The 23350-nt window shown below is 58.9% G+C and carries 19 protein-coding genes; 13 read left to right on the top strand and 6 right to left on the bottom strand.

Annotation, left to right across the window (positions count from 1 at the left end; genetic code table 11):
- Positions 1–611: 611 nt before the first annotated feature.
- On the bottom strand, positions 612–1622 hold the full coding sequence (gene ruvB, locus BS300_RS10705; protein WP_033115129.1) for a Holliday junction branch migration DNA helicase RuvB: 1011 nt from the start codon (positions 1620–1622) through the stop codon (positions 612–614).
- A gap of 8 nt (positions 1623–1630) precedes the next feature.
- Complete coding sequence (gene ruvA, locus BS300_RS10700) at positions 1631–2245, bottom strand: Holliday junction branch migration protein RuvA (protein ID WP_071912660.1); 615 nt, start codon at positions 2243–2245, stop codon at positions 1631–1633.
- A 254-nt stretch (positions 2246–2499) separates the two neighbouring features.
- Between ruvA and BS300_RS10695 the strand changes: the two genes are divergently transcribed.
- Complete coding sequence (locus BS300_RS10695) at positions 2500–4509, top strand: methyl-accepting chemotaxis protein (protein WP_071912658.1); 2010 nt, start codon at positions 2500–2502, stop codon at positions 4507–4509.
- 58 nt (positions 4510–4567) lie between these two features.
- Here the strand turns inward: BS300_RS10695 and lysE are convergent, their stop codons facing one another.
- Together lysE and BS300_RS10685 are read right to left on the bottom strand one after the other, a co-directional pair.
- On the bottom strand, positions 4568–5176 hold the full coding sequence (gene lysE / locus BS300_RS10690; RefSeq protein ID WP_071912657.1) for an L-lysine exporter: 609 nt from the start codon (positions 5174–5176) through the stop codon (positions 4568–4570).
- Positions 5177–5394: 218 nt separating this feature from the next.
- On the bottom strand, positions 5395–6177 hold the full coding sequence (locus BS300_RS10685) for a LuxR family transcriptional regulator (RefSeq protein ID WP_041209188.1): 783 nt from the start codon (positions 6175–6177) through the stop codon (positions 5395–5397).
- A 61-nt stretch (positions 6178–6238) separates the two neighbouring features.
- On the opposite strand from BS300_RS10685, the gene BS300_RS10680 reads away from it, so the two are divergent.
- From BS300_RS10680 to BS300_RS10655, 6 genes are all read left to right on the top strand, one after another.
- A complete protein-coding gene (locus tag BS300_RS10680) occupies positions 6239–6877 on the top strand; it encodes an acyl-homoserine-lactone synthase (RefSeq protein WP_041209189.1) in 639 nt (212 codons plus the stop codon).
- A gap of 205 nt (positions 6878–7082) precedes the next feature.
- Positions 7083–7982 carry a LysR family transcriptional regulator ArgP gene (locus tag BS300_RS10675; RefSeq protein WP_071912655.1) on the top strand — a complete coding sequence of 300 codons (900 nt, stop codon included), beginning with the start codon at positions 7083–7085 and terminating at the stop codon, positions 7980–7982.
- Between the two features lie 99 nt (positions 7983–8081).
- Positions 8082–10115: an exoribonuclease II gene (locus tag BS300_RS10670; protein ID WP_071912653.1), complete on the top strand. Its 2034-nt coding sequence runs from the start codon at positions 8082–8084 to the stop codon at positions 10113–10115.
- A 241-nt stretch (positions 10116–10356) separates the two neighbouring features.
- Positions 10357–11997, top strand: coding sequence for a sensor domain-containing diguanylate cyclase (locus tag BS300_RS10665; protein ID WP_071912651.1), 1641 nt, complete (start codon positions 10357–10359; stop codon positions 11995–11997).
- Positions 11998–12001: 4 nt separating this feature from the next.
- On the top strand, positions 12002–13105 hold the full coding sequence (locus BS300_RS10660; protein ID WP_071912649.1) for an HDOD domain-containing protein: 1104 nt from the start codon (positions 12002–12004) through the stop codon (positions 13103–13105).
- A 66-nt stretch (positions 13106–13171) separates the two neighbouring features.
- Positions 13172–13762, top strand: a complete 591-nt coding sequence (locus tag BS300_RS10655; RefSeq protein WP_071912647.1) for a beta-phosphoglucomutase family hydrolase — start codon at positions 13172–13174, stop codon at positions 13760–13762.
- A 132-nt stretch (positions 13763–13894) separates the two neighbouring features.
- On the opposite strand, the gene hfq is transcribed toward BS300_RS10655, so the two are convergent.
- Positions 13895–14254, bottom strand: a complete 360-nt coding sequence (gene hfq, locus BS300_RS10650) for an RNA chaperone Hfq (protein ID WP_005335772.1) — start codon at positions 14252–14254, stop codon at positions 13895–13897.
- A 178-nt stretch (positions 14255–14432) separates the two neighbouring features.
- Between hfq and BS300_RS10645 the strand changes: the two genes are divergently transcribed.
- The 3 genes from BS300_RS10645 to BS300_RS10635 are packed head-to-tail and all read left to right on the top strand — an operon-like array spanning position 14433 to position 17912.
- The gene (locus tag BS300_RS10645; RefSeq protein WP_071912645.1) at positions 14433–15704 is read left to right on the top strand and encodes a paraquat-inducible protein A; all 1272 of its coding nucleotides are present in this window, start codon (positions 14433–14435) and stop codon (positions 15702–15704) included.
- The gene (gene pqiB / locus BS300_RS10640; RefSeq protein WP_042032579.1) at positions 15697–17346 is read left to right on the top strand and encodes an intermembrane transport protein PqiB; all 1650 of its coding nucleotides are present in this window, start codon (positions 15697–15699) and stop codon (positions 17344–17346) included. The genes BS300_RS10645 and pqiB overlap by 8 nt, the downstream gene beginning before the upstream one ends.
- Positions 17343–17912 (top strand): ABC-type transport auxiliary lipoprotein family protein, encoded by a 570-nt coding sequence (locus BS300_RS10635; RefSeq protein ID WP_071912643.1) that lies wholly within the window; start codon positions 17343–17345, stop codon positions 17910–17912. The genes pqiB and BS300_RS10635 overlap by 4 nt, the downstream gene beginning before the upstream one ends.
- A 185-nt stretch (positions 17913–18097) precedes the next feature.
- Here BS300_RS10635 and rlmD read toward each other — a convergent pair whose 3' ends face one another.
- A complete protein-coding gene (rlmD, locus tag BS300_RS10630; protein WP_071912641.1) occupies positions 18098–19450 on the bottom strand; it encodes a 23S rRNA (uracil(1939)-C(5))-methyltransferase RlmD in 1353 nt (450 codons plus the stop codon).
- Positions 19451–20001: 551 nt separating this feature from the next.
- Between rlmD and BS300_RS10625 the strand changes: the two genes are divergently transcribed.
- The 3 genes from BS300_RS10625 to BS300_RS10615 all read left to right on the top strand — a co-directional run bounded on the left by BS300_RS10625 (position 20002) and on the right by BS300_RS10615 (position 23313).
- Positions 20002–21726, top strand: a complete 1725-nt coding sequence (locus BS300_RS10625) for a proline--tRNA ligase (protein WP_042032585.1) — start codon at positions 20002–20004, stop codon at positions 21724–21726.
- Between the two features lie 479 nt (positions 21727–22205).
- Complete coding sequence (locus BS300_RS10620) at positions 22206–22469, top strand: hypothetical protein (protein WP_050490107.1); 264 nt, start codon at positions 22206–22208, stop codon at positions 22467–22469.
- A 214-nt stretch (positions 22470–22683) separates the two neighbouring features.
- Positions 22684–23313, top strand: coding sequence for a TetR/AcrR family transcriptional regulator (locus tag BS300_RS10615; protein WP_071912639.1), 630 nt, complete (start codon positions 22684–22686; stop codon positions 23311–23313).
- The last annotated feature ends 37 nt before the right edge of the window (positions 23314–23350 follow it).

Below are 23350 nucleotides of genomic sequence, written 5' to 3'. Positions count from 1 at the left end.
ACAGAATAACAAAAACAGTAATTTATTGATTTAAATCAATTTAATTATTTAACCAACAATGCCTTCATTTAATTTGAAAAATGGAGCCAAGCTTCTTTTTCTTATGTTATTCGCAACTGACTCCTGCTCTGAAAAACGCAATTTAAAACTGCTAAAAATGCATACTCATGCGAGCCAAACCAATCGAGAAATAAATTAGATAAACTAATCTGAACGGTGCAATTTTTCTTGTTTGCCCACGCCGATTCGAACTCCTACAATGCGCCTCGCAGTGAGGGCATCCCCTTGGATACAGGCCGGTTAATCCGGGTTCACGGTACGTATTCGACCATCAATTTGAACCTGTCTATTGGAATCGAAGATGAAAAAGTTTGTTGCTAAAACCATCCGTTACTACAAGCTTTCCTTTGTTCAGCTCTATCAACTGAACCGACTCTGAGAGCTCGCGACGGCTCACCTGTTTATTTTCCGGTCTGTGTCCAGACGCACTCACTGTCTGTGAACATCCATCCTGAATTGTCTTTGCCCACCGCATCCGCCGTGGGCTTTTTTTGGCCCGCATAACAAAAAACCGCCTCAGGTGGCGGTTTTTTACTCAAACAGCTGTTTTCTTACTTCTCATCAGGCCGCTGAAGGCCGAAATGAGCATATGCCCGCGTAGTCGCTATCCGCCCTCTTGGGGTACGTTGCAGATAGCCCTGCTGGATCAGATAGGGCTCCAGTACATCCTCAATCGTATCTTTCTCTTCACCGATTGCCGCCGCCAGGTTATCGAGACCCACCGGGCCCCCCATAAACTTGTCTATGACAGCCAACAATAACTTGCGGTCCATAAAATCAAACCCCTCGTTATCGACGTCCAACATGTCCATCGCCCGAGCTGCGATGGGGCCATCGATTCGGCCATCGGATTTGACCTGGGCAAAGTCGCGCACCCGTCTTAACAAGCGGTTAGCAATCCGCGGCGTGCCGCGAGAGCGACGAGCGACCTCAATGGCACCATCTTCTGTCATATCTAACCCCAGACAGCGAGCACTGCGGGAGACGATATCGGTGAGATCCTTGACGTTGTAGAACTCGAGACGCTGAACAATGCCGAAGCGATCCCTCAGCGGGCTGGTAAGAGAGCCGGCCCGGGTGGTAGCACCGATCAGGGTAAATGGGGGCAGATCGAGCTTGATGGAGCGGGCCGCCGGCCCCTCCCCGATCATGATATCGAGCTGGTAATCCTCCATCGCCGGATAGAGCACCTCTTCCACCACCGGGCTGAGGCGGTGGATCTCGTCGATAAAGAGCACATCGTGTGGTTCGAGGTTGGTGAGCAATGCAGCCAGATCACCCGCTTTCTCCAATACGGGGCCAGAGGTAGTCTTGATGTTGACCCCCATCTCGTTGGCAACGATGTTGGCGAGGGTGGTCTTGCCCAGACCCGGCGGGCCGAAGATCAGCAGGTGATCGAGAGCCTCCCCCCGCTGCCGCGCCGCCTCGATAAAGATCTCCATCTGCTCGCAAACAGCATCCTGACCGGTATAGTCCGCCAGTTTTTTGGGGCGGATGGCACGGTCGATAATGTCGTCCTCGCGGGCGGCACTGGACGAAATGAGACGATCAGCTTCAATCATCTGCTACCTCACACCAGACTACGCAGGGATTCGCGGATGATATCTTCCACCGACATGCCATCTTTGGCGACCTTGCTGACGATCTGGCTCGCTTGTTGCGGCTTGTAACCGAGCGCCACTAGGGCGCTGGCCGCCTCTTCCGCAGCATCCGGTGCTCGCAGTTCCGGCTCGCGAGATGGCAAGGTGACCGCTGCTGGGGAGAAGAGATCATGGCTGACCCACCCCTTGAGGCGATCCTTCATCTCCACCACCAGCCGTTCGGCCGTCTTCTTGCCTACCCCTGGCAGCTTGACCAATGAGCTTATCTCTTCACGCTCGACACAGATGACAAACTGACTGGCCGTCATACCGGAGAGAATCGCCAGCGCCAGCTTGGGGCCGACCCCGTTGGTCTTGATCAGCTCGCGAAACAGGGCCCGCTCCTGCTTGTGGTTGAAACCATAGAGCAGCTGGGCATCCTCACGCACCACAAAATGGGTGTGGATGGTCGCCTCCTTGCCGATTTCCGGCAAATCATAGAAACAGCTCATTGGCATCTGCACCTCGTAGCCAACGCCACCCACTTCCAGCAAAACCTCGGGGGGCTGCTTCTCAATGACAATGCCTCTCAAGCGACCAATCACGGCTCTCTCCTCACCAGTACAGCAATTCGCAAATTGGCTCATAGCATAAAGAATAACTGGATAAGTATCCAGCATTGCCCTATCGGTGGCCGCTCATCGGAGAAGCATTTTATGCAAGATCCACCATGCTTGATCCTGTGCTTTTTCAGGCACGGGATAACCGGTAGCCGACTCCGCATCTTTGGCAAACATGGCGTTGTCTGATTAGACTTATTCGGCACCTGATAGTGCAACACACCAAGGAAGGCCATCACATGAAGATTGTTACGACCTCAAATCTGGGCCTCACCATATTGCTTGGCTGCACGCTGGGCATGGGGATCGTCGGCTGGTACGGCAGCCAGCGACTGGCCAATCTGCTCTCCTATGTATTGGGGGCAGCCTGGCAAACTGCAGATGGCGCCATGGAAGGCTCCATCGAACTGGGCCACCAGCAACTGCAAATACAGAAGATGCTCAACGGGATCCCGCTCGATAATGGCAAACTGAATTCAGCCAAGGCTGCAACCGATGATGCACTGACGCGGGTGGCCAACGGGCAACTCATCGACCCTTCCGCAGTCAAGATCATGGAGCAGCAGCAGCAGGACTATCGACAGCAGCAAGATGCCTTGCTGACGCTCTATCGCAGCTATACCGATGTGGATCAATCCTTGCGCGATAATGCCGATCGACTGGCTCGCCTCTCGGAACAGATGGAGGTCATCGGTGATGAGGCCGTGGAAGGCCTGACGCAATCGCCTGACCAACCCATTAGCTGGAATGGCGGTCTGGAAACACGATGGGAGGCTGCCGATGGCGGTATGGAGGCCAATATCGGCTTCTTGCGCCAACTCTACGCCATGGAAAAGATGCGTAGACTCGGAATCTCGGATGCCATCAAAAAGGAGCTGGAAGAGGCAATCACATTTTATGAGAGTGCCGCCAGCCGGATGCTGGCCACTGGAATGTTCGATGCACAGGGCAGCGGAGAATTCGGCGACCATACACTGTCGAGCCAATACCGCGAGCTGCAGGCCCGCCACAAACAGTTGCTGGGCAGCTGGCTAGCGGCCCTCGCCAGTTATCAGACACAACAGGCGACCTATGAGCAAAGCGCAGATCGACTAGCGCAGCAACTGGTCGATGTCGAGGCAAAAGGCGATGCCACCGTGGAAGATCAGATTATCCAGCTCAATGGCATCATCGGCCAGACCAACAGCCTGATACTGGCTGGCCTTGTGTTCAGCCTCGTCATCGTCACCCTGTGTGGCTTCTGGCTGACCCGCAAACTGGTCACCCCGCTGCTACAGGTGAATAAACGCATGGAGGATATAGCCGCAGGCGATGGCGATCTCAACGTGCGCATCAACCTGAAGCGGGATGATGAGATCGGGTCGCTCGCCAATAGCGTGGATCGCTTTATCGAGAAGCTGCAGAAGATGATCAGCTCGACGATGCACAACAACCAGCACATCAGCGAGCATGTCCATACCTCGGTCAATCGGGTGGAGGCCATCAGCCAGAGCAGCCGCCAGACAGCAGAACACGCGCTGGCTCTGCATCATGACAGTGAAGAGATGGTACAGGTTGCCACCGGAATCTCGGACAACTGCAGCATGGCCGCCCAAAATGCCAATGAAGTACGCCAGCTGACCACCGAGAGCAGCCAGTATGTCGCCTCTGCCAGCGCGGGCATGCAGCGGGTGGTACAGGAGGTGAGCGAGTGCGCCATCGCGATCAATTCCCTCAAGGAGCAGGCGGGGCAGATCGGCCAAATCATCTCCACCATCAGCGGTATCTCGGAGCAAACCAATCTGCTGGCACTCAATGCCGCGATTGAGGCGGCCCGAGCAGGGGAAATGGGGCGGGGCTTTGCGGTTGTGGCTGACGAGGTGCGCACCTTGGCCAACCGCACAGCGGCCTCCAGCGCCGAGATTAGCCAGGTGATTAGTAGCATCCAGCAGCAAACCGAGACCGCCTACCTGATGATGCAGCGCAATCTCAAGACGGTGGAAGCAGGTATGCAAGACTCCGAGAACACCAAGCAGATCCTGTTCAAGGTACAGGGTGCCATCGATCAGCTGGCCGACATGGTGCAACAGGTGGCCGTTGCCACCGGACAGCTGTCACACACCCTCAGCCACTCCTCCGACAAAGTCTCGGGCATCAGCCTGCAGGCCAAAACCGGTGAACAGGAGGCGCAGGAGTGTCTGCAACTCGCCTCGTCACTGCATCAGGCCAGCCTGCTGCAACAGCGGCTGCTTTCGCAGTTCCGGGTCTGATCCCCCTGAACAACCAAGATGCCACTCCCTGCGAGTGGCATCTTTTTATCTGGATGAATTAACTCCCTCTGGCCAGTTGCAGCGCCAGGATCAGCATGATGATGCCGACCAGCAGATCGATCCCCTGCTGCACCCTCCCCTTTGCCAGCCAAGGGGCCAAAGCTGCAGCCCCCAGCGCCAGTGAGTAAAACCATACCAGCGAGGCCAGCATGGCACCTGCGGCAAATGCCGGGCGCAAGGAGTCTGCCACCTGACTGCCTACGGAGCCGAGCAACATCAGGGTATCGAGATAGACATGGGGATTGAGCAGGGTGACGCCCAGCGTCATCGCCAGCACGCTTTTGGCCCCCATTTGCTGGGGCGAGTCGGCAAGCCCGACCTGAGAACCACGCCAGGCACTGCGCAGGGATCGCACGCCGAACCAGGAGAGAAACAGCACGCCGCCCCAGGTCAGCAGCGCCATCCCAATGGGGCTTGCAGATAGGACAGTAGCACCACCAAATACGCCGATCCCGATCAGGATGAGATCGCAGAAGCTGCAAAGCGTTGCGGTCAGCAGATGGTGATTGCGATGAATGCCGCGGCTAAGCACAAAGGCGTTCTGGGCACCGATGGGAATGATCATGGCAAGGCCAAGGGTAAAGCCTTGCAGAGTCGTAGCGAACATGAAAAGCACCGTCTGAAATTGGGAATAAACGGCACTATAGCGATGAGCTTCTATCCAGAGAAATTCATGGATTTACTGATTGATTCATTTTCCTAATGATTTCTTAATCTCGAATACCCACGCTCTTACCAAGTCATCTTGTCAATTACAGGATCTGACAATTGTGACCCTCCAATTGCAGCAGGAGAATCCATCGCTACCACCAAGGTCGTAGGGTTTTACTGCAGTGCGAGTGGAAAGTTTGTCACGACCACCTGTTCCAGGTTGGGCAACAGAATCCCGCTGCTGACGCCTTTTGCAATCGCTTGATAGCGGTTCATGGATCCTGTTTTGCGGGTGACCTGATTGAGATGGTAATTCACCGTGCGCTCGGTAATGCCGAGAATGCAGGCAATTTCACTCGAGGTTTTCCCTTCACTGGCCCAGAAAAGACACTCGGTCTCGCGTTCAGTCAAAGTCTCCGGGTACGAAGTTTCCACCATGTTGTAACGCACTACCCGTATAGCCGCTTCAAAGATGTAATTGGACATCCAGGAGAGAACTGGTGAGGACTCCAGCAGCAAGTCACTTGATGCTCGCTCGGAAGTGATGAAAGAGAGAATGCCGTTTTCGCCAGCAGCGCCATGAAGAGGGAAAGAGAGGCCATTGCGCAGCCCGAATTCGGCAGCCATGCCCATCACATCCATACTCCCCTCTTGTAAAAAGCGGGCTCGTTCATCAAGGCGATTCCAGTAGATGGGTAATGTCTGTTTGCGCGCCAACTGAATCACGGGGTCGCATGCCAGCATGTTGTTTTCGGTATAGGCCTGCACCCAGGAGTCAGGGCACTGATTAAACAGCACAACCTTCGGTCTTTGCATCGACATGGGAATGATCAAGGCAAAACGATAGTAGTCATAACCCATTTCAATAGTGAAGCGCCCGATCAGCTCAGCCAAGCGGTTGCCATCTGTGGCCGATGTGAAGTGTTCGAGGTATTCAAGCAGTTGGTCGCGTTTCATGTGGTAGTCCCCCTGACCAGGCCCCGATTATAACGCTGAATAGAGTAATGGAGAGTTCATAATGTTTGTTTTCACTGGAAAAATGAGAGAACACCCACGAAACGAGGTGGAGAACGAACTCTATCGCTTTCGCAACAGCGTCTTTTCAGAACGCCTCGGGTGGGATGTCGAATCGCGTCGTGGACTGGAGCGTGACAGCTTCGATTCACCAGATACGCACTGGGTGCTGATCGAAGATAGCGAAGGTGTTTGCGGCTGTATCCGCATGCTCAACTGTGCCGAAGCCTACATGCTACCAACGATATTCCCGACGGCACTGGCTGGCGAAAACGCGCCACGCAGTTCCGATGTCTGGGAGCTAACCCGTTTGGCCATAGATGCAAGCCGTGCCCCCAGCATGGGAAGCGGAGTCAACGAACTGACCTGCGTTATCTTTCGCGAAGTCTACGCTTTCGCAATCGCTCACGGGATCCGCGAGCTGGTCGCAGTGGTCAGCCTGCCGGTAGAGCGCATTTTCCGACGCCTTGGCCTTCCAATCGAACGCCTTGGTCACCGTCAGGCGGTAGATCTGGGCGCAGTTCGCGGGGTTGGCATTCGCTTTCATCTCGATGAACGTTTCGCCAGGGCAGTATCACAGCCACTCAAGGGTAACTATCAAAGCAGCCACTATCAGCAGCCTGAACTGACCCCTCAAGCATAAAAAATCCCGGGAGCCCGCCCCGGGACAAATGGCTCGCCATGACTCCGCGCCGGGCTGCCAGCGCGACGAGCCCAGTATCTGCCCCAAAAGGCTCCTCTACCACTGTCAGATATCACAGCACCGCCAGAATGGCGCCATCTCTCGCCGTTGTTGTCCCCGGCGCAGTCACGTAGAGTTGGGCTCTGCGCCGAGGGGAGGATGAGGGATGAAAGAGCTGGATTACAAACTGCTGCGGGCACTGGATGCCGTGTTGCAGGAGCAGAATTTCGAGCGGGCAGCCAGGTCGCTGCACATCACCCAATCGGCTATCTCTCAACGCATCAAGCAGCTGGAGCAGCAATTTGCCGAACCGCTGATCATTCGCAATCAGCCGTTGCAGGCAACCCCGCTGGGGGAAAAGCTGCTGGCTCACTATCGTCAGGTGCACCAGCTCGAACTTGAGCTGGCGGGCGAACTGGCCCCCGCCACGCCAAAAGCTCCTATCCGTATCAGCATCGCCGTCAATGCCGATAGCCTGGCCACCTGGTTTCTGCCCGCTATCGCCCCCTTGCTGGAGCAGCATCCCATCGAACTCAATCTGTTGGTGGATGACGAGAGCCGCACCCTCGACAAGGTTCGCGAGGGCCAAGCCTTCGGCGCCGTCAGCCTGAGCCCCCAGCCACTGGCTGGTTGCTGCGTCGATGAGCTGGGCGAAATGAACTATCAGCTTACCGCCAGCCCCGCGTTCGTGGCGCGCCACTTTCCCCACGGTCTGACCCGGGAGGCGCTGGCCAAGGCTCCGGCAGTGGCCTTCGATCAACGCGACGACATGCATGTCAGCTTCATGGCGCAACACTTCGGGCTGGAGCCCGGCGGTTATCCCTGTCACACGGTTCACTCGTCCGAGGCCTTTGTCGCCATGGCAGAACAGGGCCTGGCCTATTGTCTCATCCCCGAATTGCAGATAAGAGGCCAGCTCGCAGGCGGGTCACTGCTCAACCTCAGTCCCGACCACGTCCTGACGGAACGCCTCTACTGGCACCGCTGGGTACTGGAAAAAGGGGTTCACAAGCAGCTCTCCCAACGTCTCATCGACCATGCCAGATCGCAGTTGAAACCACGCTGAGCAGGCCATTCACCTTGGCTTTGCAGGGCTAAAAACGTATAGTGCTGGGCGATCCTTCATCAGGTCTCCACCCAGGTTTTCACTTCAGGTTCCTCACTTATGTTCCAAGACAATCCGCTGCTGGCCCAGCTCAAGCAACAAATCCGCGAAAACATCCCCAAGAAAGAGGGTGTTATCCGCGCCTCCGATCGGGGCTTCGGCTTTCTGGAGGTCGATGAGAAGACCAGCTATTTCGTGCCGCCTCCCTACATGAAGAAGGTGATGCACGGTGACCGGGTGAGCGCCCTGATCCGTACCGAAAAAGAGAAGGAAGTGGCCGAGCCGGATGCCCTGCTGGAGCAGTCCGTCACCCGCTTCGTGGCCCGGGTCAAGATGTTCCGCGACCGCCTCAACGTGGTCGCCGACCACCCGCTGATCAAGGATGCCATCAAGGCCCGCGTCAAGAAGGGTCTGGATGAGAAAGAGTTCAAGGAAGGGGACTGGGTAGTCGCCACCCTCAAACGCCATGCGCTGGTCGACGGCAACTTCTCTGCCGAGATCATCCAGAAGATTGCCGCTCAGGAAGATCACAACGTGCCCTGGTGGGTGGTGCTGGCGCGCCACAACCTGGCCCAGGTCGAACCGGCTGATCTGCCGGAGTGGAAGGTGATCGAAGAGGAGGAGCTGCCCCGTCGTGACCTGACCAAGGTGCCTTTCTTCACCATCGACGGTGCCAAGACCAAGGACATGGACGATGCGCTGGCCATCACCAAGCTGGATAACGGCTGGGAGCTGCTGGTCGCCATCGCCGACCCGACCGCCTATGTGGCCGAAGGGAGCGAGCTGGACAAGGAAGCCGCCCAGCGCGCCTTCACCGTCTACATGCCGGGCCGCAACGTACCCATGATTCCGCGTACCCTCTCGGACGAGCTCTGCTCCCTGAAGGAGGGCGAGGAGCGCAACACCCTGTGCGCCCGTCTGCTCATCGCCGAAGATGGTCTGCTACTGGAGGAGACCGAGTTCTTCGCCGCCCGCATCTGCTCCCACGCCCGTCTCAACTATGACGACGTCTCCGACTGGGCTGAGCATGGCAAAGAGCTGGCCATCGACGCCGGTGTGCTGGCCCAGCTGCCGCTGATGAAGGCGATGACCGAAGCGCGCATCAAGTGGCGCACCGAACATGCGCTGGTGTTCCCGGACAGACCCGACTACGACTTCGAGCTGGGCGAAAATGGCGAAGTGCTGGCTATCCACGTCGAGCCACGCCGCATCGCCAACCGCATGGTGGAAGAGTCGATGATCGCCGCCAACATCTGCGCCGGTCGCGTGCTGGGCAAGAGCGTCGGTTACGGCATCTTCAACGTTCACACCGGCTTTGACGAAGAGTCCCTCGACGGCGCCATCGACCTGCTGAAGAGTGCCGAAGCCCCGTTCGAGCGCGACGAGATCGCCAGCCTCTCCGGCTTCTGTGCCCTGCGCCGCTGGATCGACAACCTCGACACCCGCTGGCTGGATGGCAAGATCCGCCGTTTCCAGAGCTATGCGCTGATGTCCTCCGAGCCGGGCGCCCACTACGGCCTGGGTCTGGATGCCTACGCCACCTGGACGTCACCTATTCGCAAGTACGGCGATATGGTCAACCATCGTCTGCTTAAAGCCGTTATCGCCGGCAAGACCCCGGGCGAGCGCCCGAGCACCGAGCTCACCGAGCATCTGACCGCCTGCCGCCGTCTGCACCGCATGGTGGAGCGTGACATCGGCGACTGGCTCTATGTTCGCTACCTCAAGGCCGATGCTGGCACCGACAAAGTGTTCAACGCCGAGATCATCGACGTGATGCGTGCCGGTCTCAAGCTGCGTCTGCAGGAGAACGGCGCCGTGGTGTTCATGCCTGCCCGTCACATCCTCGATAACAAGGATCGACTGGAGTGCAACTGGGACAACGGCCGCGTCTATCTGGACAAGACCGAGGTGGTCTACGAGCTCGGCCAGATCATCGAGGTGAAGCTGACCGAAGCGGTGGAAGAGACCCGCTCTCTCATCGCCAAACCGGCTGTAGATCTGGTACCCGGTCCGGCACCGGAAGCGCCGGTCGCAGAGAGCGGTGCGGATAACGCTGCGGCACCGGTCGATGAAGCCAGCAAGGCGGAATAAATCCCCCTCTCCAGAGCCCGCCACTGTGCGGGCTCTTCTTTTCATAACCCTTCAAATCTCCCTGCCAACCTGCCACTGATTGCTGTTACCCGTAACAGTTAATCACCCCACGCAAAGCCCGTCATCACGCACCATAAAAGGAGCCAAAATCTGAGCTCTGGATCTCCATTTTGACATTTCAATCAATAAATTAAACAGACTCTATATATACTCGCTGGGTTAGACCCAAAGGGATATTGGCATGCAGGAATGGGATCCGGAACACTTCACCAACTTTGCCCAATTATGCGAAGTCAGCCTCGCTACCATTCGTGACAAGACAGATGCCGACTACCTCTATCTCTGGCTGAAATCCCCCGAGCCGAAACTCTATCGCTTCCAGCTGGAGCAGGGGCTGACCACGCTCGATCTCGCCCATCTGGATGCGTTGCCCCTGCCCCACACCTTGATCGACAAGGCGATTCATCAGGGCCAGCTGATGATCGAGCCGGTCCACCAGCCTCCGGACGAGCGGGATGAATCGGAGCCCCAACCTCCCCGCCTGCGCGCCTGCTTCCCCCTCAAACGTCACTTGAAGCTGGAAGGGGTCATCTACCTCGAAACCCACCGCCGGATCGATCGCCTCTCCCGCCATCAGCGTCAGGGGATCCAGCTGCTGATCCACTACCTGACCGCCGAACTGAGCAACCATCTGCTCGCAGATCAGGTTGATCAGGAGCGGGACCAGCGGTTGCATACCCAGACCGATCTGGTGCAGAGTCAGGCGCTGCAGGGCTCCTTCCTCACCATGCTGCAGGCACTGCACATGGTCAGCGTCACTCTCTCCCGCAGCCGCAGCGAGAACCAGTTACTGCGTGATGCCGTGCTGCTGGCACGCAAGGAGCTGCAATTTGACCGGGTCGCCATCTTCCTCATCGAGCCCGATGGCAAGACCATGCGCGGCACCTGGGGCACCAGTGAGGAGGGAGAGCTGGTAGACGAACACGACTTTGTCAGCCCCATCCCGGATCACCCCACGGTGCAAGAGGCGCTCAAGCGCAAGGATTACGTGCTGGTGCTCGAAGATACCCCTCTCTACTACGAGAAACAGCAGGTGGGACAGGGCTGGAACGCCATGGTATCGCTCTGGGATGGCGCCATCCCCATCGGCTGGATTGCCGCCGACAACCTGCTGTGGCACCGCCCGCTCAAAGCCTATCAGAGCGAGATCTTCAAACAGTACGCCGCCATCCTGTCACAACTGCTGATCCGCCAGCGCACCCAGGAGCAGCTGGAGCGGCTCAATCGCGAGCTGGAGGAGCGGGTCGCCGAGCGCACCATGCAGCTGGCCGAGACCAACCGTGCGCTGGAGGAGGCCAACCGGCGCCTCTCCCTGCTCTCCCTCGAAGATCCCCTCACCGGCATCGCCAACCGGCGCCAGTGGGATATCACCATGCAACGGGAGTGGGAGTGGGCACGACGTACCCAGAGCCTGCTGGCCGTGCTGATGATCGATGTGGACGAGTTCAAGGGCTACAACGATCACTTTGGCCACGCCAAGGGGGATGAGTGCCTCCAGCAGGTGGCCCGGGTGCTACAGGAAGCGGAGCGCCGCCGCACCAATCTGGTGGCTCGCTATGGCGGAGAGGAGTTCGTCATCCTGCTCTGCGCACCGCAACCTGGTGAAGCGGAGCAGCTGGCGGAGCGGATTCACGAGGGACTCGCCCGTCTGCGACTACCACATCCCGCATCCCGAGTTGCTGATTTCATTACGGTTAGCATAGGCTTTAGCTATCTGGTCCCCTCCCAGGACGAGGCATGGCAGAGCCTGACCGAACAAGCCGACCAGGCGCTTTACCACGCCAAATCAGAAGGGAGGGCCCGCACTCTGGCTTATCGGTGATCCCATGCTGTTGCGTCGCTATCCCATCTTCAATCGTCGCCTGGCTCTGGTGGCCTACGGCATCGACTATCAGCTCAGCTCACCGGCCGAATGGTCCGCACTGGCCCAACATAGCCACCTGCTGGCGCAGGGGCGCCAATATCTGCTCCCCTTCAACCACGAACAACTCGATGAGCAACGCCCCCTGCTGTTTGCTCAGGAGACCATCCCGCTGGTCGAGGCATCCAGCGAACGGCTACCCACCTCCTTTCCGGTGCTGGAGCAGTGGCGCGACAGCCGGCGCCGGCTCGCCGTGCATGGCGCCCATCGCGATGCCCGCTGGCTGGGCGCGAGCCGCCTGCTGGTGTTCTGGACCGGTGAAGAGGGGATCTGCCAGCCCACCGATCACAAGCGGATGGCGCTGAACGTCGAGGCGTGGGAGGACTTTCTCCCCTTGCGGGAGGCGGGGGTCGATTTCTTCGCCGGCGGATTTCTCGCCCGTCCCGAGCTGGTCAACCAGCGCGCCCAGCAGCCCGACATGGCACTGGTACAGCAGATCCTCCAGCTCATCTGCCACGAAGAGTTCTCGTTTGCCCAAGTCGCCCGCCTGCTGGAGCAGGATGCCTGGCTACCGGGCCTGCTGCTCACCTATGTCAACGCCCCCGGTTTCGATCACGCGACCCCCATCACCTCGGTGCCCCGCGCCCTCTCCTATCTGGGGGAGCAGGAGATCCGCAAGTTCGTGCTGATCAACGGGCTGGCCCGGGCCAGCCAGCATATGCCCGAAGCCTGTACCCGGATGGCCATTGCTCGCGGCCGCTTCTGCGAGCTCATCGCCCTCACGGCGCTCGGTAAAGCCGACGCCAGCTGGGCCTTTCTGGTCGGGCTGGTGCAGGATGCCTCCCTGCTCTCGGAGGAGATGAAGCGCCACCTGCCAACTAACGTCAAACGGGCTATCGAGCTGCGCGAGGGGCCGCTGTTTCACCTGTTCCAGCTGGTCAACACCTACGAGCAGGGCAACTGGGCTCTGCTGGCACAGCTGGCCCCACACTACCAGCTCGATCCGGCCAGGCTCACTCCTATCTATTTTCAGGCACAAATGTGGGGGCAAGCGTTTCTCACCAGCTAGGTGATGGCGAGCCGGAGAGCCACTGGCTAGAATGGGCTCCCTTTTTTCAGAGACAGACCCCGCACCATGACCCTTTCCGGATTCCAAGGCCTGGTCTTTGACCTTGATGGCACTTTGGTCGACTCCATGCCGCTGCACCTCGCCGCCTGGGAGCACACCTCCCGTGAGTTTGGCTTTCGTTTCGATGCCGACTGGTTCTATGAACTAGGTGGCATGCCGAGCCGCAAGATCGCGCAGCTGGTCGCCGAAGAGCAGCAGATCCCCCTCGATCCGCTCGAGGTGACCCGCTGCAAGACCGCCCACTATGTGGCCAACCTGCACAAGGCGACGGTGTTTCCAGCCATGCAGACACTGCTCGATCGCTATCACGGCACCATCCCGATGGGGATTGGCACCGGCTCACCCCGGGTCAATGCCGAAGCGGTGCTGCGCAATACCGGGCTGGATCGCTACTTTCAGGTGGTGGTGACGGCCGACGACGTGGAGCTGCACAAGCCCAATCCGGACACCTTCCTGCTGGTCGCCAGCAAGCTGGGGGTCGCACCGTCAGGCTGTCTGGTGTTTGAAGATACCGGGATCGGCGTACAGGCGGGCGAGGCTGCCGGGATGCAGACCTGCATGGTCAAAGAGGGTAAACCGGTAGGGATCGACTTCTGATGAGGTGAACGTTATCGCCCTGACAGGGCGATAACGGGAGTCCGCGCTCATACGGGACAGGATGGAGAATGAGCGGAACTCCCGTCAGCCGTTGACGCAGCAGGCGGTCAACGGACAGGCAGTGACGTACGATTACTCGTTGTTGCCGCCGCCCTGATTGTCGTCATAGCGACCCGGCGCACCGTGGGGACGCGGCGCCATGGAGACACGCGGCTTGCGAGCACGCTGGATGTTCACCTGCGGACGGCCGGTGTGCATGGCGATGGTGGAGATCTTGGCCTTGTAGACCAGCTGCTGGTTGCCATGTGCATCGGTCAGCAGCACGCTGTACTGGTCAAACCCGCTGATGGTGCCCTCCAGCTTGATGCCGCTCACCAGGAAAATGGCGACCTGACTGCGGTTTTTGCGCAACCAGTTGAGGGCAGAATCTTGCCCGTTCCCGAGGGAGAAGGCTTGCTCAATCGTGGAGTAGCTTGGGGATTCAGTTGTCATAAATTATTGTCCCGCGGAAAAAAAGTGGCGTTTGATTGTGCTAAATGGCCACTGGCTTGTCAAAGTCATTCTCACACACCGCCCCGCAAATCGCACCGCAGCAGGACTGGTCGCTGACCGGTACAACTGCGATAATCGCCCTTCTGGTTCTCTCGCGAGCCTAATCTGGGGTTTTATCTTGCATCCGGTTTCACACCAACACCATACCACCTACGTTCATGACGACACCGCCTGCGAAGAGTGTGACCTGCTGATCCCGGCCACACCGCTGGCGGTGGGCGAAGCCAGCCACTGCCCCCGTTGCGGTCACACCCTGAGCCAGCATCTGCCACAGCAGGAGCTGCGTCCCATCTCCTACGGGTTTGCGGCGCTCATCATGTTCGTGCTCTCCAACTCCTTTACCTTCATGTCCTTCTCGGCCAAGGGGATCGGGCAGGAGATGACCTTTCTCCAGTGCATCTCGACTCTGGTGGACGAAGGGTATCTGTTTCTCAGCGCCGTGCTCAGCATCACCCTGATCGGTCTGCCGCTGGTCTATATCGGCTCCATCATGCTGGTACTGTGGCGCCTCGACAAAGACCTGCACAGCCACGCCCTGCGCTCTCTCGGCCGCCTGCTCTGCCGTATCAAGCCCTGGCTGATGGTGGATGTCTTTCTGGTGGGAGTGCTCATCTCGCTGGTCAAGCTGATGGGGATGGCCGACATCCAGATGGGCCTCTCGTTCTGGGCCTTCGTCGGTTACACCATCCTGCTCATCAAGACCATCTCGTCGCTGGATCGGATGTGGCTCTGGCAACGGCTGTTCGGCCCGACCGAGCAGCGTGAGCTCGACCCCGAAGCGGGCGCCATGGTATCAGGTCTGGTGGGCTGCCATATCTGCGGCGCCCTGAGCGAGGCGGGCAGCCACAGCTGCCAGCGCTGCGGCGGCAAGCTGCATGCCCGCAAACCGGGCGGCCTGAACCGCACCTGGGCCCTGCTCATCACCTCGGCCATTCTCTACATCCCGGCCAACGTCTACCCGATTATGGACACCGTCTTTCTCGGCGATGACAGCCCCTCCACCATCCTCGGTGGCGTGGTGCTGCTCTGGGCGATGGGCTCCTACCCCATCGCCGCCGTCATCTTCTTTGCCAGCGTGGTCGTGCCGCTGGTGAAGATCCTGGCGCTGTTCTGGCTCTGCTACATGGTGCAGAGCGGTCATGCCGAGTCGCCGCTCGGCAAGCTCAAGCTCTATCGGATGACCGAATTTGTCGGACGCTGGTCGATGATCGACGTCTTCGTGGTGGCCATTCTGGCGGGCCTGATCCGGCTCGACAACCTGATGACCATCTACCCCGGCCCTGCGGCCGTCGCATTTGCAGGCGTGGTGCTGATCACCATGGTCGCCGCCATGAGCTTCGACTCGCGCCTGATCTGGGATTTACAACAAGGAGAACGCGAACGTGAGTGAGCGTAAAACAAGGTGGAAACCGGGCTCTGACTTTCTGAGCTCCGCCGCCGCAATCTGGATGGTGCCTCTGCTGGCACTGTTCATCGGTCTCTGGATGCTGTTTCAGCACTGGTACTCCCAAGGGCCGAGCTTCACCCTGACAGTCGCCACCGCCGAAGGCATAGTGGCAGGCAAGACGGAGATCCGCTCACGCGAGGTCACCGTCGGCCGCATCGATGCCGTCCAGCTGAGCGATGACTACAGCCACGCCGTGCTCAAGGGGCGCCTGACCAACGACGCCGCCAGCATGCTGCGCGGCGACAGCAAGTTCTGGGTGGTCAAACCCAGGGTCGGTCGCGAAGGGGTATCGGGTCTCAGCACCCTGCTCTCCGGCGCCTATATCGAGCTCTCCCCCGGCAAGAAAGGGAAGGCACGCGACGAGTACGCCATGCTCGACAAGCCGCCGCTCTCCTCCATCAATGCCAAGGGACTGCGCCTCTCCCTCTCCAGCCGCGAAGCCAAGGCGCTTGGCGAGGGCTCGCCCATCAACTACCAGGGCTTCACCATAGGTCAGGTGGAAGAGGCGAAGTTCCTGCCCGAGAAGCGGGAGATGCAGTATCAGATCTTCATCAACGCTCCCTACGACATTCTGGTGAGCAGCAACTCCCGCTTCTGGCTGACCCCGGGCTTCGAGGTCTCCATGAGCAGCGAAGGGATGAAGGTGAAGATGGATTCGCTGGAGAGCCTGATCGACGGCGGCATCACCATGGGCCTGCCTGCCGGCTGGTCACCGGGTGATCCGGTCAAGCAGCACGACGAATTCACCCTGTTCCAGGATGAGGCAAGCGTGCTGGCCGGTAGTCTGGATCAGTTCATCGACTACGTCTTCCTGTTCGACGACAACGTGGCGGGCCTCCATCCGGGCGCGGCGGTGCAGTATCGCGGCATCCGGGTCGGTACCGTCATCTCGGCGCCCTACATGATCGAGGAGAAGGGGGTTCGCATCTTCCAGAACCGCCAGATCCCGGTACTGGCCCGCATCGAGGTGCAGCGTCTCTCCCACCGTTATGCCAAGGCGGAAAAAGATCAGTGGCGCGCCCTGTTCAGCAAGCAGTTCAAGGAGGGGTTGCGTGCCAGCCTCAAGACCTCGAGCCTGCTGACCGGCGGCAAGATCATCGATCTCAACTTCTACCCCACGGCTCCCCGCTTTGATCAGGTCAAGCTGGCCGGCTATCAGGTCTTCCCGACCGTGCAGGGTGGGCTGGATCAGATCGAGCGCAAGGTGAACCTCATCCTCGACAAGTTTGTCGACATGGATATGGCCACCACCCTGACCAAGGTCAACAGCTCGCTCTCGACGCTGGATGGCACCCTGAAGAACATCAGTGCGGTCAGCGCCAATCTGGACAAACTCACCGCCAAGGACTCCACCCAGCAGCTGCCGGCGTCGCTCAACGAGAGCCTCAAGCAGTTGCAGGAGACCCTGCAGGCCTATGATGCCCAGTCGCAAACCAATCAGGATCTGCGTCAGTCGGTGCAGACCCTCAACCAGCTGATGCGCGAGCTGCAGCCGCTGGTGCACTCTCTCAACGAGCAGCCGAGTTCGCTGATCTTCGATCGCGTCCGTCCCCGGGACCCTGAACCCAAGCGAGGCACACCATGAAAAAGTTCATCCTGACGCTGGCGCTGACCGGCCTGCTGGCCGGGTGCAGCGGCACCCAGCCAGCGCTGCACTACTACTCCCTCGCCGCCGACAGCCAGCAACCGGCGGCGGCGCCGGTTACCCCGCAGCACCAGCTGGTGCTGCGCCCCATCGCGCTGGCGGGTCAACTCGACCGGATCAGTCTGGTCTATCAGCTGGAGGGGCAGGAGCTCCACTTCGCCGAGTACCACCGCTGGGCCGGTTCGCTCGACGATCAGCTCAACCAGCTCACCCTCAACGGCCTCTCCACCCGCCTGCCGGGCTGGGTCGTCCGTCAGGATGGCGGCCGCAAGGGCCCGGTGCTGACCATACTGGTCGAGCGCTTCCAGGGTCGTCACGATGGCCGCGCCGTGCTGAGCGGACGCTGGCGCCTGTTGGCGGAAGATGGCTCGGTACTGCGCGAAGCCCCCTTCAATCAGGTGCGGGTGCTGCCGGCCGATGGCTACAACGCGCTGGTGAGCGAGCTGGGTCTGGGCTGGCAACAGCTGCTCGACCAGATTGCCGACGAGGTACGCAAGCAGGGCTGAACACCGCAAGCTGCGAGCATCAGTGCGAGCATCAGATAGAAAAAAACGACGCCACTTGGCGTCGTTTTTTATAAGCGCAAGATCAGAGGCGACTTATGCCTTGGCGGGCAGGCTCAGGCGAGCGACAGCTTCGACGTGCATGGCGTGGAGGAGGAACATGTCAATCGCTCCGCGCCAATGTCCTATCACGCTTTCGCTGGCAGGCTCAGGCGGGCGACAGCTTCGACGTGCATGGAGTGCGGGAACATATCGACCGGCTGTACCTCATCCAGCACGAAGCCCTGCTTGACCAGCCAGGCGAGATCGCGGGCCAGGGTCTGCGGGTTGCAGGAGACATAGACCAGACGGCGCGGCGCCATGGCCACCAGCGTCTGCAGTACGGCCTTGTCACAGCCCTTGCGCGGCGGATCCATCACCACCACGTCGGCGCTCACCCCTTCGGCGTGCAGGGCAGGCATCAGCTGCTCCGCCTTGCCGACGTGGAACTCGGTCTGCTCGATGCCGTTGAGGGCCGCATTGCGACGGGCATCGCTGATGGCGCTCTCGACCGACTCGATCCCCACTACCTTGGCGGCCTTGCCGGCCAGGAACAGGGAGATGGTGCCGATACCGCAATAGATGTCGAACACCGTCTCGTTGCCGGTCAGTTCGCAATACTCCAGTGCCTTGGAGTAGAGCACGTCGGTCTGGCTCGGATTGTTCTGGAAGAAGGAGAGCGGCGAGATCTCGAATTCGAGTTCGTGGATCTTGTCGCGGATCACCCCGCTGCCCAGCAGCACCCGGTTGTTGTCGCCCAGAATGCGGTTGGTGCGCGCTTCGTTGATGTTCTGCACCAGGGTAGTGATCGGCAGATCCTGCAGCGCCGCCAGCAGCTCGGCTTCAAACGGCAGCTCCTCGCTCAGGGTCACCAGCACCACCATCAGCTCGCCACTCTTGAAGCCCTTACGGGTCATCAGGTTGCGCACACAGCCGGTGTGGTTCACTTCGTCATAGGCCGCGATGTCGTGCGCGCGCATCCAGTTGCGTACCCGGGCGTTCAGCTCCACATGCAGCGAGTCCTGCACCGCACAGTCATCGGCGGTGATGAGGTCGTGGGAGTGCTTGCGATAAAAACCGATCTCGGCACCGGCGTCACAGCCGCGCACCGCGTACTGCGCCTTGTTGCGATAGGCGAACGGGGTCTCCATGCCGAGGATGGGATTGACCACGGCCTCACCCAGCCCGACCTGCTCCAGGGCGCTCTGCACCAGACTCTGCTTGAGCTTGAGCTGGGCCGGATAGGCCAGCGGGCGCACCTGACAGCCACCGCACTCGGTGTTGGGGCAGAAGTCGGCTACCCGGTCGGCGGAGGGCTGGAGCAGCTCGGCGACCTTGCCGTGCAGGTAGTTGGGCTTCACCTCGGTCAGTTCGACCAACGCCTGCTCACCCGGCAGCAGACCTTCGACAAACAGGGGGCGGTCGAACAGGCGTCCTTTGCCATCTCCTTTGTCGGTCAGTTCCAGGATCTCGATCTGGTGTTGATGTCCCACTAGCGGCATGAGCGGCTCCAAAAGTACAAATAAAAGAGGGGGCGACGGGGCCGGTTTGGCCGACCCGTCACGAAAAGGTGGCAGAGTTTAGCGGAGATCCGGCCAAATTGCAGGCATTAAAAGCCCAATGGTTGTGGTACTACCCGCCCCGCTTTTGCAGCCCGGCCCAATGGCCCGTGGACAAGGCCCCGCCAACCCCCGTTCACCGCTGGTTGCGGCAAGGTAGCTCCCGTCAGGATCGGCCAATCCCCCTAGCGAGCCCTCACTGGCAACCTACGGCCCGTTACAGGGACAAACCACGCGGTATAAATCAAATTTATGGGTTTTGCCAAAATGGCCAAACTTTTACTTATGCCAAGCCAATTGCAGCCACATGCGCCTCCGGCAAGCCGGTGATGGCCAGCCGGGCATCCCCTCCGATCCGGACAAGATGACCAGCCCGCGCCGCCCTTTCGCGGCTGCGGCAAATTTAGCCCTTGGGCCGCAACGCCCAGCCTGTTAAAATTCCGCCCTTGAAATTATCCTGGGCCCCGCGCCCGTTCTAGCTAAGGTCTACCGCGATGCGTACCAGCCAATATCTGCTTTCCACTCTCAAGGAAACCCCCTCCGACGCTGAAGTTGTCAGCCACCAGCTGATGCTGCGCGCCGGGATGATCCGTAAACTGGCCTCCGGCATGTATGCCTGGTTGCCAACCGGTCTGCGGGTACTGAAGAAAATCGAGAACATTGTTCGCGAAGAGATGAACAATGCTGGTGCCATCGAAGTCTCCATGCCGGTGGTGCAGCCCGCCGAGCTGTGGCAGGAGTCCGGCCGCTGGGATGACTACGGTCCCGAGCTGTGCCGCCTGACCGACCGTCACAACCGTCCCTTCGTGCTGGGCCCGACCCACGAAGAGGTGATCACTGCGCTGGTGCGTTACGAAGTGAACAGCTACAAGCAGCTGCCGCTCAACCTCTACCAGATCCAGACCAAATTCCGCGACGAAGTGCGCCCCCGTTTCGGCGTGATGCGCGGCCGCGAATTCCTGATGAAGGATGCCTACTCCTTCCACATCGACAAAGAGTCTCTGGTCGATACCTACGAGAAGATGCACGCCGCCTACTGCAAGGCGTTCACCCGCATGGGTCTGAACTTCCGTCCGGTGCAGGCCGATACCGGCTCCATCGGTGGTACCGGTTCCCACGAATTCCAGGTGCTGGCCGAGAGCGGTGAAGACTTGATCGCCTTCTCCGATACATCAGATTACGCAGCCAACATCGAGATGGCCGAAGCGCTGGCGCCGGCTGGCGAGCGCGCTGCCGCCACTGCTGCCCTGACCAAGGTTGCCACCCCGAACGTCCACACCATCGACGAAGTAGCTGCCTTCCTGAACGTGGCGCCGACCGCCATCGCCAAGACCCTGCTGGTGCTGGGCGAAGAGGATGAAGCTGGCAAGCAGGCCGTCATCGCGCTGGTACTGCGTGGCGACCACGAGCTGAACGAAATCAAGGCCGAGAAGCTTTCTGGCGTGGCCAACCCGCTGACCTTCGCCAACGACGAGCAGATCAAAGCGGCCGCCGGTTGCGACGCAGGCTCCATCGGCCCGGTCGGCTTTGCCGGTCGCATCATCGTCGATCGCAGCGCCGCCCATCTGGCGGACTTCGTCTGCGGCGCCAACGAGACCGGTTTCCACCTGACCGGTGCCAACTGGGATCGCGATATCACCGCTTACGAAGTTGCCGACCTGCGCAACGTAGTAGAAGGCGACCCGAGCCCGTGCGGCCAGGGCAAGCTGCTGCTCAAGCGCGGTATCGAAGTGGGCCACATCTTCCAGCTGGGTACCAAGTACTCCGAAGCGATGAAGGCAAGCGTGCTGAATGAAGGCGGCAAGTCCGTCACCATGGAGATGGGTTGCTACGGTATCGGGGTTTCCCGTCTGGTGGCTGCCGCCATCGAGCAGAACAACGACCAGTACGGCATCATCTGGCCGGACGCCATCGCCCCGTTCGAAGTGGCCATCGTGCCGATGAACATGCACAAGTCCGTGCGTGTTGCCGAGCTGGCCGAGCAGTTCTACGCCGAGCTGAAAGCGGCCGGTGTCGATGTGCTGTTCGACGACCGTAAAGAGCGCCCGGGCGTAATGTTCGCCGACATGGAGCTGCTGGGCGTGCCGCACGGCATCGTCATCGGCGAGCGCGGCATGGATAACGGCGTGGTGGAGTACAAGTGCCGCCGCACCGGCGAGAAGCAGGAAGTGGCCATCAGCGACATCGTCGCCATGATCAAGGCCAAGCTGGGCCGTTAAGCCCCACTGCCGCGTTAACGAACGCACTCAAAATGGTGCCAGTCAGCCAATACTGACTGGCATTTTTTATTGCTCGCTCTGACGGATGGCCCTGTTACATCAGGATGTCGGGTATCCTCCTGCACTGTCTCCTGACTCCTGACCGCCAAACCGCGCCACCCGCTCTGGTAAGGAGGTGTCGCTATGTTGGGGTGATCTGACGGGAAATACCGGAAATTCCCCACCATGTGCTCAATATGGCTCTGCGTAAATAAACTGTGGGACAATCCAGTCTTGCGGCGATATATAGCCGATATTTAACAGAAATATCTGCCTAGCACGCCTTTAATTGCCATAAAACCCCCAAGTGAGCCCCAGCAATTACTTTTTCACCACCCGTGAGCGCTCTCACAATCAGCACCACATTCTATTGTCTCCCGTTAATTTCAGGACTATCTCTTGACGCAAATATCAATTGCGTTTTTTAACCGGGAGGATATATGCAAGTCAAAGTGATTGAGAGAACCTTCAGACTGGTCGGCGAAAATGAACTTTTTGCTCAATTTACCTTTATTACATCGGGAATTATACATATCTGGTTTCCAACGACGGGACTGCAAATGGAAGCACACCGTAACCATATTCATATTCAAGACAGCACAATTATATATACCGATGGCCTCAGCTCAGACCAGCATCGTGCCCTCTGGTCGTTAACTCTGCACAGCGAAGACATCAAGGAGTTCATCTCCATCATCTCTTGATCTACCCCATCACCCGTGAAACCTGGTGACGATAGTCCAGTCCGCTCAACCGCTGGCAAAGCTCATCATGGCCAGGATGGAGAAACGATGCTGTATATAAAAAACCTTCTCTTTCCTGTGGTTATGTTTTTGTCGATGTGGCTTGCTTGACAAAAAACGTACAGAGATTGATGCTAAGTAATAGGCGACTTACTTTACTTCGAGACCAGACCAGATGGCGCGTCATCCCAAGCATTTACCGAGCGAAGAGCGGCAAGCCGCCACGATCCAGACGGTCATCACACTGCTGGCCAAGCATCACCCCGGGGAGCTCACCACCACCATCATTGCGCAGCACATGGGGCTCACCCAGGGGGCCCTGTTCAAACATTTTCCCACCAAGGATGCCATCTTCCAGACGGTGATGGAGTGGATCGCCAACACCCTGCTCTCCCGTCTCGAACGGGCCATAGAGGGTATCGAGTCGGCACCGGCTGCACTGGAAGCCATGTTTATGACGCACGCTGAATTTGCAGCTCATCACCCCGGTATTCCGAGAATGATGTTTGGCGAGCTGCAAAAGAGCCGAGCCTCGCCAACCAGAGCGATTGCCAAGACATTGTTATTACGTTATCGGGCGATGTTGATTAAATTAATGCAGCAAGGAATTGCAAACCATGAATTTCCATCAACTCTGGATATGGATGCTGCGGCGACATTATTCATCGGTATGCTGCAAGGTTTGATTATGCAGGCCGTCATTGCCGAGGATATGGAACAACTCCAGAAGCAGGCTCCGGGGGTATTTTCAATATTCCTTGCCGGAATTACCCATCCTGAATCAGCTTCACCAGCGACCAGCTAAATTTATTATTTATTTAATCCATCACCAAATAATATGA

This window comes from Aeromonas sp. SCS5 (assembly GCF_001887375.1).
In the GTDB taxonomy this organism is placed as follows: domain Bacteria; phylum Pseudomonadota; class Gammaproteobacteria; order Enterobacterales; family Aeromonadaceae; genus Aeromonas; species Aeromonas jandaei.
The sequence above is the reverse complement of the archived record's forward strand: the minus strand, read 5'-3'. Positions and strand labels throughout refer to the sequence as shown.